General features: G+C 53.0%; 14 protein-coding genes. 3 read left to right on the forward strand and 11 right to left on the reverse strand.

What is annotated here, in order from left to right:
- Nucleotides 1-150: 150 nt before the first annotated feature.
- Entirely contained in the window at nucleotides 151-771 is a 621-nt protein-coding gene (fklB, locus tag EH228_RS09270; RefSeq protein ID WP_152321397.1) for a BamJ family beta-barrel-assembly machinery protein, read from the reverse strand.
- A 301-nt stretch (nucleotides 772-1072) separates the two neighbouring features.
- Here fklB and EH228_RS09275 point away from each other — a divergent pair, with 301 nt between their 5' ends.
- Nucleotides 1073-1687 carry a LysM-like peptidoglycan-binding domain-containing protein gene (locus EH228_RS09275; RefSeq protein ID WP_152321398.1) on the forward strand — a complete coding sequence of 205 codons (615 nt, stop codon included), beginning with the start codon at nucleotides 1073-1075 and terminating at the stop codon, nucleotides 1685-1687.
- Nucleotides 1688-1764: 77 nt separating this feature from the next.
- Here EH228_RS09275 and rplI read toward each other — a convergent pair whose 3' ends face one another.
- Genes rplI through rpsF form a run of 4 tightly spaced genes read right to left on the reverse strand, consistent with a single transcriptional unit; the run spans nucleotide 1765 to nucleotide 3209 of the window.
- Entirely contained in the window at nucleotides 1765-2217 is a 453-nt protein-coding gene (gene rplI / locus EH228_RS09280; RefSeq protein WP_152321399.1) for a 50S ribosomal protein L9, read from the reverse strand.
- Nucleotides 2218-2257: 40 nt separating this feature from the next.
- Nucleotides 2258-2485, reverse strand: a complete 228-nt coding sequence (rpsR, locus tag EH228_RS09285) for a 30S ribosomal protein S18 (RefSeq protein ID WP_152321400.1) — start codon at nucleotides 2483-2485, stop codon at nucleotides 2258-2260.
- 4 nt (nucleotides 2486-2489) lie between these two features.
- On the reverse strand, nucleotides 2490-2807 hold the full coding sequence (priB, locus tag EH228_RS09290) for a primosomal replication protein N (protein ID WP_152321401.1): 318 nt from the start codon (nucleotides 2805-2807) through the stop codon (nucleotides 2490-2492).
- Nucleotides 2808-2813: 6 nt separating this feature from the next.
- Nucleotides 2814-3209 carry a 30S ribosomal protein S6 gene (gene rpsF / locus EH228_RS09295; protein WP_152321402.1) on the reverse strand — a complete coding sequence of 132 codons (396 nt, stop codon included), beginning with the start codon at nucleotides 3207-3209 and terminating at the stop codon, nucleotides 2814-2816.
- A gap of 72 nt (nucleotides 3210-3281) precedes the next feature.
- On the opposite strand from rpsF, the gene EH228_RS20195 reads away from it, so the two are divergent.
- Nucleotides 3282-3443 (forward strand): hypothetical protein, encoded by a 162-nt coding sequence (locus EH228_RS20195; RefSeq protein ID WP_193323308.1) that lies wholly within the window; start codon nucleotides 3282-3284, stop codon nucleotides 3441-3443.
- Nucleotides 3444-3801: 358 nt separating this feature from the next.
- Nucleotides 3802-4128, forward strand: coding sequence for a biofilm peroxide resistance protein BsmA (bsmA, locus tag EH228_RS09300; RefSeq protein ID WP_152321453.1), 327 nt, complete (start codon nucleotides 3802-3804; stop codon nucleotides 4126-4128).
- Between the two features lie 158 nt (nucleotides 4129-4286).
- On the opposite strand, the gene rlmB is transcribed toward bsmA, so the two are convergent.
- The 6 genes from rlmB to EH228_RS09330 form a co-directional block, all read right to left on the reverse strand.
- Nucleotides 4287-5021, reverse strand: a complete 735-nt coding sequence (rlmB, locus tag EH228_RS09305) for a 23S rRNA (guanosine(2251)-2'-O)-methyltransferase RlmB (protein ID WP_152321403.1) — start codon at nucleotides 5019-5021, stop codon at nucleotides 4287-4289.
- Between the two features lie 31 nt (nucleotides 5022-5052).
- Nucleotides 5053-7500: a ribonuclease R gene (gene rnr / locus EH228_RS09310; protein ID WP_152321404.1), complete on the reverse strand. Its 2448-nt coding sequence runs from the start codon at nucleotides 7498-7500 to the stop codon at nucleotides 5053-5055.
- A 335-nt stretch (nucleotides 7501-7835) separates the two neighbouring features.
- The gene (locus tag EH228_RS09315) at nucleotides 7836-9134 is read right to left on the reverse strand and encodes an adenylosuccinate synthase (RefSeq protein WP_152321405.1); all 1299 of its coding nucleotides are present in this window, start codon (nucleotides 9132-9134) and stop codon (nucleotides 7836-7838) included.
- A gap of 132 nt (nucleotides 9135-9266) precedes the next feature.
- Nucleotides 9267-9467: a DUF2065 domain-containing protein gene (locus EH228_RS09320; protein ID WP_152321406.1), complete on the reverse strand. Its 201-nt coding sequence runs from the start codon at nucleotides 9465-9467 to the stop codon at nucleotides 9267-9269.
- A gap of 93 nt (nucleotides 9468-9560) precedes the next feature.
- Nucleotides 9561-10907, reverse strand: a complete 1347-nt coding sequence (locus EH228_RS09325) for an alginate export family protein (RefSeq protein WP_193323309.1) — start codon at nucleotides 10905-10907, stop codon at nucleotides 9561-9563.
- Entirely contained in the window at nucleotides 10907-13183 is a 2277-nt protein-coding gene (locus tag EH228_RS09330) for a phosphotransferase family protein (RefSeq protein ID WP_152321408.1), read from the reverse strand. The genes EH228_RS09325 and EH228_RS09330 overlap by 1 nt, the downstream gene beginning before the upstream one ends.
- Between the last annotated feature and the right edge of the window lie 6 nt (nucleotides 13184-13189).

The raw sequence follows: 13189 nt of genomic DNA on the forward strand, positions 1-13189 counted from the left end.
TTTAAATCAATAAAAAACAATAGTTGTAATTTAAAAAGCAGAAAAAAACATCCGTGTTACCAATAAAAAAATAGCGATGATATATATCCGGTTATTATTTATATCCTAATATCAGCCCATATCAATACAATGGGCTGACATTATCCGTTTTTACAGAATATCCAACAACTCAACTTCAAAGATCAATGTGCTGAACGGTGGGATAGAAGCGCCCGCGCCACGCTCACCGTAAGCAAGATTCTGAGGGATCACCAGTTCCCATTTCGATCCCACCGGCATCAGCGTCAACGCCTCAATCCAACCAGGGATAACCCCGCTGACCGGGAACTCCGCTGGTTGACCACGCTGTACGGAACTGTCAAACACGGTGCCATCGATCAGCTTGCCCGTGTAATGAACACGTACGCGATCCTGACGAGATGGAATGGTGCCATCACCTTGAGAAATCACGCTGAACTGCAGACCTGATTCAGTACAACTCACGCCTTCACGCTTGCGGTTCTCTTCCAGGTATTTCTGACCGTCAGCAGCCATTTCCTGCTGGCGCTCACGACGGACTGCATCAGCACGCTCATGAACTTCACGCAGCGCACGGTGTACCACATCAACAGGTACTGCCGGGGCATTCCCTTCCAGCGCATCGCGCAGGCCCTCCAGCAATGCTTCTGGCTGCAACCCTTGCAACCCAGACTCCAGCAATTGCTGGCCAACCTGTAAACCGATACCGTAACTTGCTTGCGCTTCCACGCTGTCAAAAGAAGGGGATGTCATGGTTTTTCCTTTCATCATTAATAAAACCGAAGACGGAGCATAACAGTGCAGGCTGCGGGCGTAAAATGCCATCTTCTTTAGGTGACTTTTCGCCAGCAAAAGGGAACAATAGCTTATTCTATTGACGCAATAAACTCTGCACGGACAATGCGTTATCAGCTATATTGTAGTCAAAGTCAGAATGGGCCATCTTGCCCACAGGCGATGGAAAAGCCAACCGCTTTCACTAAACGGTTCGTTATAACGGTTAGCTAAAAGCTCACTATTCGCGCGAGGTTCGCGTCAGGAGGAGGAGGACACTATGCCCAAAGCGCCTTCAGCAGCACGAGTACCGCAATTGCTCAGCCAAATCTGGCATCTGCCAGATACCGTGCACTGGATGGATCCTCTTCCCCCTTTCCATCGTCGCGGCATCATTCTCGCTATCGTCATAATCCTGATGGCCTTTCTCTGGCCGTCTTCGATGTCTCAACAGACCTCAACATCAATACCGACCAGCAATCCAGCAGGAGCCAACATTCCCATCCAGGCCGAACTCAATAATCAGCAATCGGTTACTGCGCCGGCAAGGCAGTCCGTTCAGCCCCATGGGCCGGTGGATTCAGCAGGGCAATGGCGCGGCTATCAAATCGCTTCTGGCCAGACGCTGGCGCAGCTGTTTCGTGATAATAACCTGCCGGTCAATGATGTCTTTGCAATGGCTCAGGTAGAAGGAGATGACAAGCCTCTCAGTCATCTGCAAACCGGACAGGCAGTAAAAATCCGGCAAAATGCTCAGGGAGTCGTGACGGGGCTCACCATCGACAGTGACAACGGACAAGTGTTGTTTACCCGCCAGCCGGACGGCTCTTTTCTGCGAGTCCACCAGGCAAATCTGCCTTACGGCACACCATTGCTTGATGACAAAGGTAAATAATCCCCTGCCGAGGAAAAAAAGGTGTAACAAAAACGCCAGCACAAGGCTGGCGTTTGTTTTACTCGTCACTAAAACGATTAGGCTTCAGGAACGATGCTGACGATCAGTTTAGCGAAGACTTCGCTGTGAACCTGGAAGCTCACTTCATGCTCGCCAGTAGTGCGCAGAACACCGTTTGGCAAACGAACTTCGCTTTTCGCCACTTCAACACCCGCCGCGTTAACAGCGTCAGCGATATCGCGAGTCCCGATAGAACCAAACAGTTTACCTTCGTCGCCTGCTTTAGACACGATGGTCACGGTACCCAGCGCATTGATTTTCTCAGCACGCGCATTAGCCGCAGACAGAACGTCAGCCAGTTTGGCTTCCAGCTCTGCACGACGTGCTTCGAAGAATTCAACGTTTTTCTTGGTAGCAGGAACAGCTTTACCCTGTGGAACCAGGAAGTTACGAGCGTAGCCCGCTTTAACGTTAACCTGATCACCCAGGCTGCCCAGGTTTGCTACTTTATCAAGCAGAATAACTTGCATTACCTTATCCTCTTAAAGTCGTTATATAGACAGCGGCCGATTACTGATGACGATCAGTATATGGCAGCAGGGACAGGTAGCGAGCGCGCTTGATGCTGCGAGCCAGCTGACGCTGGTATTTTGCCCGAGTACCGGTAATACGGCTCGGAACAATTTTACCGCTTTCGGTAATGTAGTTTTTCAACGTTGCGATATCTTTGTAATCAATCTCAACAACGCCTTCCGCGGTGAAACGGCAGAACTTGCGACGACGGAAATAACGTGCCATTAGGCTAGTCTCCAGAATCTATCAATTCAATCTGCTCGGCATGCAATACCATTTTATTCAGTCCATTGCGCCCTTGATGGCTGCTAATAAATCCTGAAACAGTAAGAATCATACCGACCGTTATACTTTGAGTAATGGCCTGATGGGCTTTGCCGCTGATAATTACCGGCATCCGACACCAGGCTTGCCGGGAAAAACCGGCTTCCACCTGTTCTGAACGGTGTTCAAGCACCAACTGACAGTGTGGAATACCTGACGGGCTCACTTTATGCATCGGCGTCTTACACACAGTGCCAGACAACGTCAGCCAATTAGCCGTCACGGTCAATTACTCTTCAGAATCCCCAACATCTACATCATCAGAGGTTTCGCCAGAAAAATCTTCACGACGATCACGTCGCTCGTCTTTCGCTTTAACCATCGGAGATGCTTCAGTTACCGCGTGCTTAACACGCATAACCATGCTGCGGATAACGGCGTCGTTGAAGCGGAAGTTTGTTTCCAGCTCATCGATCGCTTCCTGCGGAGCTTCAACGTTCAGCAGAACGTAGTGAGCTTTGTGCAGTTTGTTGATCGGGTAAGCTAACTGACGGCGGCCCCAGTCTTCCAGGCGGTGGATCGTACCGTTTGCACCAGTGATGGTGGCAGTGTAACGCTCGATCATGCCAGGAACCTGTTCGCTTTGGTCAGGATGAACCATAAATACGATTTCGTAATGACGCATCGAATTTGCTCCTTACGGATTATTCAGCCTCCTGTCAGGGTCAGCCGCGGCCCATGGAAGCAAGGAACGTGTATGTTTGTACGGCTGAAAAAATTGACGCGTAATCATACTGGCGACGGCGGGATAACTCAAGTCAAAGTCGCGGTGCGCGGCACATTATTTGCCCGTTCCGGCAACATTCAACGAAGCCTGGCGCGCAACGTGCAACAAATCATCCGTTCAGGCACGTTATGAGGAAACATCTCGCCGCCAAAATAAACAAGAATGACGAATACCTTTTAGCGGGAAGAGGACTAAATTAGAGGGGGTGCTTATGCCACGACGCTGACGTTCACGTCAGTTCCATTCCCTGATTGGGAGTTGAATCATGAAAACCCTCGCCATCGCCCTTCTACTCGGGATCGAACGTTCCACATCCGCCCTTGCCTGTATCGTTGGCTGCCAGCAAACGTATCGGTGGTGATTACAATCATTCATTGTGCCTCCCTGATTACCTGCTTTAGCACGCTATGGGGCGGGTATTGACCGTAAAAGCTTAACAATATCTCGGGATAGCTTACACTCTCGCTATCCCACTGATGAGACCACCATGATGCGTCGGTTACGACTCTGTTTCTTCACCTTGCTGCTGCTCAGTTGCAGCCAGTTTAATGTCACGCCGAAGGCGCCGCCGCCTGCCGGGCCAAAAGCGCAGGAAATTAATCGGGCGCAAACGCTGAACCTGCGACGTTTAGGGACCATCAGCGTCACCGTGCGCGGCTCGCCCGACGATGCCGAACGCGCCATCGCCGCTAAAGCCACCACAGCCGGAGCCACCTGGTATCGGATCCAACTGGTCAGCGAAACGGTGATGCCAGGCTACTGGTATTCAACCGCCATCCTTTACGGCCCACCCGTTCCTCCCCCAGGCGAGAAGTAACGGACGCTCACCGTTCTGATTCACTGGAGGCGCGGCTGATTACAGTCCTTGTGAGTTTTCTCCCTGGCAAATTCAGGGTAAGCAAGGGCACGTGGAGTTACGTAAGAAATGGGGATCAGGGATAACAGACTGGCCCCAGAACAGGGCCAGCCAGCCAATCAGGCTTTGCGCTGACGCACCGCCTCAAACAGACAGATTCCGGTCGCCACGGAGACATTCAGCGAGGAGACACTGCCCGCCATCGGAATACTGATCAGCTCATCACAATGTTCGCGGGTCAGACGGCGCATACCTTCACCTTCCGCTCCCATCACCAGCGCTATTGGCCCGGTTAATTTGCTCTGGTAAACATCGTGGTCGGCTTCACCCGCCGTGCCCACAATCCAGATGTTCGCGTCCTGTAACAGTCGCATGGTACGCGCCAGATTGGTCACCCGGATCAGCGGGACATGCTCAGCGGCACCGCTGGCCACTTTTTTTGCCGTCGCATTCAGTGGCGCGGAGCGATCTCGCGGAACAATCACCGCGTGGACACCTGCCGCATCGGCACTTCGCAGGCAGGCGCCCAGATTATGTGGATCGGTAACGCCGTCAAGGATCAGCAGAAACGGTGCCGTCAGGTCTGCCAACAGATCAGGCAGATCATTCTCCTGATACTGCCGCCCAGCCTTCACTTTCGCCACAATCCCTTGATGCACACCGCCTTCGACCTGGCTGTCCAGCCACTGGCGGCTGGCAAGCTGGATAACCACGCCCTGGGCTTCCAACGCCTTCACCAACGGCTGTAAACGGCGATCATCGCGGCCTTTGAGGATGAATACTTCCTGAAAGCGTTGCGGGTCACGATCGAGCAACGCCTGCACGGCATGGAGCCCAAAAACAATCTCACTCATTAATCAGTTACTCAGTTGGTCATTTTATACGTTATGCCGGGCTGTCAGATTTCTTTTTCGCCGCTCGTCTGGAACGGGCTGCGCCAGCGACTTTACGGGTTTTATCTGACGGCTTTTTCGGTTTTTTATCTTTTTTCACGCGGGTATCCTGTTGCTCTTTACCCGCGCGGAACACGCTATCTGGCTCGAAGTTAGCCTTTTTGCTCTGATCACGACGACGTTTGCCAGGTTGTTGCGATGCGCTCTTTTTCGCCCGATCACGTTCAGTTTTACCTTCACCACGCGGTTTACGCTGGCTGGAGATCAGTGCGAAATCGATTTTACGTTCGTCCATATGCACCGCTTCAACCCGCACTTCAACCGTATCGCCCAGGCGGTAGGTTTTCCCGCTGGATTCACCAATCAGACGCTGCCCCACCGCATCGAAACGATAGTAGTCGTTATCCAGCGTCGAGACATGTACCAGACCATCGATAAACAGATCGGTCAGGCGAACAAAGAAGCCAAAACCAGTAACGCTGGAGATAACGCCAGTAAAGGTCTCACCGACCTGATCCTGCATAAAGTCACACTTCAGCCAATCGGCGACATCACGTGTGGCTTCATCGGCCCGCCGCTCAGTCATCGAACAGTGCTGACCTAACTGGAGCATCTGTTGCAGGTCGTAGTGGAAACCGCCTGTTGGCGTCGTGTTCCCTTTCAGCACACCATTTTCTTTCGCCAGCAGATATTTAATAGCGCGGTGCAACAGCAGATCTGGGTAGCGTCGAATTGGCGACGTAAAGTGCGCGTACGAGGCCAGCGCCAGGCCGAAGTGCCCCCGGTTTTCCGGGTCATACACCGCCTGTTTCATGGAACGCAACAACATGGTTTGCAACATCTCCGCGTCAGGACGGCTGGAGATTTGGTGCAACAGCTCGGCATAATCCAGCGGATGTGGTTTGTTGCCGCCCCCCAACGTGAGCCCCAGCTCATTCAGCACCGAACGGAAGCTCTTAATGTTTTCTTCGCTGGGGCGATCGTGATCGCGAAACAGTGCGGGCTCGTTGTGTTTTTCAACATATCGCGCCGATGCAATGTTAGCGAGGATCATGCACTCTTCGATCAACTTATGCGCATCATTGCGGGACACCTGTTCCACGCGCTCGATGCGACGATCAGCGTTAAAAATGAACTTCGCTTCATCTGTTTCAAACGAAATGCCGCCGCGTCGCTCGCGAGATTTTTCCAGTACCAGATACATCCGGTGCAGTTCTTCCAGATCTTTCACCAGCGGCTGGTATTGCTCACGCAGCGCCTGGTCGCCTTGCAAAATGCTCCAGACCTTGTTGTAGGTGAGACGCGCCCAAGAATTCATCACCGCTTCGTAGTGCTTATAACCCGTTAGCTTACCGGTGGCGGAAATAGTCATCTCACAAACCATACACAGGCGATCCACCTGCGGATTCAGCGAACACAGACCATTAGACAGCACCTCCGGCAGCATCGGAATCACCTGTGAGGGAAAATAGACCGAGGTTCCCCGATTGACCGCTTCATCGTCCAGCGGCGTACCAGGACGGACATAATAACTGACGTCGGCGATAGCCACCCACAAACGCCAGCCGCCGCCACGTTTTCTTTCACAGAATACCGCATCGTCAAAATCGCGGGCGTCTTCACCATCAATAGTGACCAACGGCAGATCACGCAGATCCACCCGCCCCACTTTCGCCTCTTCCGGCACTTCCTCTTTCAATTGAGCAATCTGGCGCTCAAGCGCCTCTGGCCAGCTGTGGGGAATATCATGGGTACGCAGCGCCATTTCGACCGCCATCGTGGTACCCATATTATCACCCAAGACTTCAACCACTTTACCCACCGCTTTACTGCGGCGAGTAGGACGCTGCACCAACTCCACCACTACCACAAAACCCATTCGGGCGCTCATCAGATCTTCTGGCGGGATCAGGATATCGAAACTCAGGCGACTGTCATCCGGCACGACAAAACCGATACCCGCTTCAGTAAAGTAGCGACCGACAATCTGGTTATTACGCGGCTCCAGTACGCGAACAACCCGTGCTTCACGGCGACCTTTACGATCAGCGCCCATGGCCTGGGCCAGGATCACATCGCCGTGCATACACATTTTCATCTGCTCGGCAGAAAGATAGAGATCATCTTTACTGCCTTCAACGCGTAAAAAACCGAAGCCGTCACGATGGCCAATGACTTTGCCGCGCAGCAGATCCAGACGTTCCGGCAGCGCATAGCACTGGCGACGGGTGAAGACTAACTGCCCGTCCCGCTCCATCGCGCGCAAACGGCGACGCAGGGCTTCGGTCTGCTCTTCGCCGGAAATAGACAGTTCAGTCGCCAGTTCTTCACGGCTGGCTGGTTTTTCGCGTTTATCGAGATGAGCGAGAATAAATTCGCGACTGGGAATGGGATTTTCGTATTTTTCAGCTTCCCGTTCCTGAAAAGGATCTTTTGACATAGCGGTTCCTCCGTTGTCATCAGTTGCCGATTGAACAACATTCAATCAGCAATAATTGGTAGAGTGGATGGGGGTCAGCAACCAGCCAATCGCTCACGGTGTCCTCATCCAGCACGGCCTGCAGACTTTGCACTGCATCGCCTGATACCTCTAACAGCCTGAGCAGTGCCAGAAACAGCACTAATCCGCCCAAAAATGAGTGTGTTATAAATGATGATAAACCAGCCTTCACATTCGGGGGCATTTTATTTCAGCAAACGATGAGAAAGAGAAAGCAGACTGGAAAACGTGGAGAAATGAGTAAGGCCGGGCAAAGCCCGGCCTCAAAAACCGCATTATGCGTCAAAGGGATCTCGCAGAATCATCGTCTCGCTGCGATCCGGGCCGGTAGAAATAATATCTATCGGCACCCCCGTCACTTCTTCAACACGCTTGATGTAATCACGTGCTGCCTGTGGCAGACCATCAAGCGTCTTCACGCCAAAGGTGCTTTCGCTCCAGCCTGGCAGTGTTTCATAAATGGGTTCAATGCCTTCCCAACCTTCTGCCGCCAATGGCGTGGTGGTCACTTCACGTCCATCTGGCATCTTATAAGCCACGCAGATTTTTACTTCTTTCAGGCCATCCAACACATCCAGTTTAGTCATACAAAAACCGGAAAGGGAGTTGATCTGCACCGCACGACGCACCGCAACCGCATCCAGCCAACCGGTACGGCGACGACGGCCCGTGGTGGCGCCAAACTCATTGCCTTTCGCGCACAGATACTCGCCTGTTTCATCAAACAACTCGGTAGGGAATGGACCGGCGCCCACACGCGTAGAGTACGCCTTAACGATCCCCAGCACGTAATCCACATAGCGTGGACCGATGCCTGAGCCGGTTGCCACACCACCCGCCGTGGTGTTAGACGAGGTCACATACGGATAAGTGCCGTGGTCGATATCCAGCAACGTCCCCTGCGCGCCCTCGAACATAATCAGATCGCCACGCTGACGCGCGTTATCCAGCAGTTCGGCCACATCAACCACCATGCCAGTCAGAACATCGGCGACGGCCAGCATATCGTTGAGTACTTTGTGGTAATCAACCGCTTCTTCCTGATAGTAGTTCACTAATTGGAAGTTATGATATTCCATCACTTCTTTCAGCTTGGCGGCGAAGGTGTCCTTGTCAAACAGGTCTCCAACACGCAAACCGCGGCGAGCAACTTTGTCTTCGTAAGCCGGGCCAATACCGCGACCCGTGGTACCGATCGCTTTCGCCCCACGCGCTTTCTCACGTGCCACATCCAGCGCCACATGGTATTCCAGAATCAGCGGACAAGCTTCGGAGATAACCAGACGTTCGCGTACCGGGAAACCGCGATCTTCCAAACCTTTCATCTCTTTCATCAGCGCAGCAGGAGACAGCACCACACCGTTGCCGATGATGCTGGTCACATTTTCACGCAGGATGCCAGAGGGAATTAAGTGGAGGACGGTTTTTTCACCGTTGATGACTAGCGTATGGCCAGCGTTATGGCCCCCTTGATAACGTACAACATACTTTGCACGTTCGGTCAGGAGGTCAACAATCTTTCCTTTACCTTCGTCACCCCATTGGGTGCCCAGTACGACGACATTCTTACCCATTTATCAAAATCACCGATTGCTTAAAAAAGGATTCTACCATCGTAAAACACGTCTTTCAGCTCTTTTAACCTACCATTGACTGGTTTTTTGTCACAGGTCACGCAACACACAGAACATCTTATTTTTGTCCTTTCAACCACCGCTACGGATGCTGACCATATAGTAAATAACCGCTCCTGCCACCACCAGTCCACCGCCAAAACGACGCAGTAGCGTATCCGGCAACTGCACCATTGACAAAATCATCCGCCGCCATATGCGTGGCGACAGTAAAGGGCCCAACCCTTCCAATATCAACACTAAAGCCAGAGCCATCCAAATAGTTGCATTCATAACACGATAAGAATCAAGTAAAAGAGCCGTAGTATGCCACGGCTCTTCCTGAGATTCGCCCCGTGAATGTGAAAGATTTTTTCTCAGCGCCAGTTAAAAGCGAATCTCTGCTTTCATCCACCACGAACTGGCGCTACTTGACCGCGCACTACGATGGCTTGAACCAGAATGAAAACGCGATGAAGGGGCAAACCAGCCCGCTCTGGCTTCCAGCCGAACTTGTGAATACGGCCGCCAGCCAATCACCACATCCAACGCCGATCCCAATTTTTTCGTGGTCATACGATCATACTTTGCTGTCAGTTCCGTGGTGTCTTCAACCAGTGCAGCCAGATGATCCTGACGATAATAGTGATAAATAAGATCGAGGGATACTTCTTTCCCCACATTGATCCCGGCGCCAGCCGTCAGGATATGGATATTGGTCAGCTCGGGATCCAGCGCGGCGCCATAGATGTTGTACTTCGCCAGTCCACCCAGCGTGGCCTCATTACCCTGTAACCCCGTCTGACGATAACGTTTAGAAACACCATCGTCATCGTCGCTATCACCACTTCCCCACGCATAGCCAAGCGTGAAACGAGGCTGCAACGGCACCTTGAGCAGTCGGAATGTCGCTCCGCCATCCACGGCATATCCCCGCAAAGATTGGTCGTCCTGCCGCCCTCTGACGGTTCCCACCTCCAGCCAATGGCTGAGCGCGCCACGCTGAGACGACCAGGAACGTACCCCCAGATTCAACTGCCGGTCATTTTTCGCCGCGGAGCGATCATGCTGCCAGACCACATAACCGCCTAATCGCCCGCGCTTACTGACTTCATATTGAGAAAGTAAGGTCATCAGGTTGTTATTATCGCCGCGCGTACTGCTATCCAGCAGGTTACGCTGCCAGTAATTGACCCGTCCGGCCCCCACTTCGGTCAGCCACTTATCGCCGAAGCGGGCGTAGACGCCATCAATATCCTCATCAAACAACCACCGGCGTTCATCACGCAGCAGCCAACGACCTAAACGCACGGTACTGCCTGGTATCACCAATCCATTCAATTGCAAACCACCCTGATTAAAATTCAGGGTGTCCGTGTTATTGGTTGAACCTCCCGTCTGGCGTTTTTTCTTCTGGATAAACTCCATTTCGCCAAAAAAAGAGAGCGGTTTACCCTGAAAAACCGTCATATCCAGCCGTAGAGTGGGTTCAATTTCAATCTTGTTCGTTCTTTTCTCACCGTATCTGAGCTTCGTGTTTTTGATCTCTTCCGCTTCAAAGATCGCCCGCAGATGAATATTAACAGGCGTTTGCGACGCGTCCTCAACAACCACATTCCCGGACTGTTTGAGCTGCCGAAGACGAAGTTTTTCTGGCGAAACCTCGGGTTTCGCTGCGGATTCAAACGGAAAAAACAACACACACAGGGCAATAAGGACACCATAGCGGCGCATCACGGATCCTCCCTGACACCCAGCAACGCCTGAATCCTGCCCTCGCATATCGTCAGCAATCGCTCCGTGATCCTCTGCCTCTCGGGGAACTGCAGGCTGATACCAATATGACGAGCCAACGCCAAAGCGGTATATATCGCGATATTCCCGTCTTCCTGCCGCCCGGACGCCGCCTGCCAACCGGCAATAAAAGCCTGCTCATACCCTGAAAACCCAGTTTCATCTCCTGTCTCACGCAGCGCCTGCTCTTGCAAGTGAGCCAGATAATTCCCCACGTCCAGTGCGGCGGGCCCGGTAGTGGCAAGGTCAAAATCGAGAATGACAATTTGTTGCGGCGCATCATCCGGCACTAACAGTTGAGCCGGATAAAAATCCCGATGAATAAAAACATCCACAGAAGGGAGCAATAACTGCGCCAGTTGCTCACATGACCGGGCCACAGCATTAATCCTTCCGGACCATTCAGGACGCGCTGTTTCTGCGGCGGCAAGACGCTGGCGCAACACCGCGAGTTCATCCGTCATTGTCCACTTTTTTCCCGCCACGGCTTGCTGTGCGGCGGTACTGCCGTGCAATGTTGCCAGCGCTTTGCCTGTGCGGTAACCCAACTCATCGGGCGACTGGTGGGCGACATTGAGCAAATCAGTCATCCGCGTCCCGGTCACTTTCTGCTGTAACCAAAGATGGAGATCGGGTAACGTCGCGAGCGGCTGTGGCACGATAACCTCCGCGTTCCCGCTGAATCCGCCATGCCATAACGCCCGTTGCACCGCATATCCCAGAGGTTCGAACCCTTTATGTCGATATTTACCAATGACAGAAAATAACCGTTCGCTCAGTGGAGAGTGCCAGTGATATTCCAGCACAGCCCGACGACCTGGTTTACTGGTGACCGTCTCCGCCGCAATCAGTGTGTTATCCGCGGATAACCCCAGCGCCTTGCGCAAGGTTCCAGCCAGTGCCGACCGGTCCAGCAGCGGCTGTAAAGACGCGTCACCAGACCCGGTCAGTTGTTGTGCCCTGTGCATCAGCGCGGCAATATGCCGGGGCCAGCCCGCAGAACGCTTGCGAAACGGTTCCACCGCCAGTTGCAGAAGCGCCAGTGCGACATGGTCATTGAGATTCGGCGGCAGCACGCCGTTGCGCTGACAATAACCATCATGGAAGGCGGCGATAGTCTGGCGCGCCACATCCTGACTAACCGTCTGCTCAATAACTTGCAATTCGATCCGGGCCTGGAACGAGGCTAAATCGATGGCCGGATTACCCAGCCGCGCACGATCCCAGTCAATGAGTTGTAACTGACCATCGGCATGACGTCTGACCACCTGATCGACAGAGAAGTCGCCATGGATGACCACCGGGCTGAAAGAAGACGGGCGTATTCTGTCGCTGAGGGCGGTTAGCAACGACATAAATACCGCTTCCTGTTCTGGCAACACCACGCGTAACGTATTTAAAACCCGCCAGGCATCGCTAATGTCATCATGAAGAACCGGTGGTCGTGTGGTGCGGGAAAACTCACGACAGTGCATACCCGCCAGTTGACTCCCCATGGCGTAAGCCTCCCCTTTGGGCAATTGCCCCCCCTGCTCAGGACATAGCGTTTCGCCTTCAATCCATTCCGTTATCAACAGGTGGTAATCGCAGGGGGCGGAAAGCAGCCTGATCTCACCTGCGGCGTTTCCCAGTTTGTTCCCCGCCAGCATCGCTTCATAGCATCCGGCACTGGCAAAACGCAGCACCGCATAGGGTTGTCTGTTACTGCTCAGCAACGCCAGTAATCTGCGTTCTGGTTTATAACGTAAAATTTTTAACGTAAGCTCCGCGCTGGCAGATAGTCCTGGCAACCAACGGTGAAAAAGAGCATCACGATCTGGCGTTGCAGTGAGCAACCGGAGCGCGGGCAAGCCGCGATCATACTGGGGATACGTCAGGATGATCGCCCGTTCGGGCAGCGCCACTGGCGCCAACGGAACCCGCTTTGCTACCAGAGCCTGTCTTTTTGGATGATGCCAGGAGGAGAGAAAACGCTCCGGAGTCAATGCTTTGGCGAACAGATAGTGTTGCTGACCATCAGCAAACTGCAGTCGCAGACTAACCGCACAACTGTTGGCTGGTTTATAGCGCACATAATCTATCGTCAATGCCTGAAGCGTGGCGAACTGCGGTAACGCACGCAATGTATCCAACAGCAGATCAGCATCCAATAATGTGGCCAACCCCGGCACTCCCGGGTCACGGCTGACAATTTCAGCGTCTTTCTCCTGTAACATTCATCC

Source organism: Erwinia endophytica (assembly GCF_009295515.1).
Taxonomy (GTDB): domain Bacteria; phylum Pseudomonadota; class Gammaproteobacteria; order Enterobacterales; family Enterobacteriaceae; genus Erwinia; species Erwinia endophytica.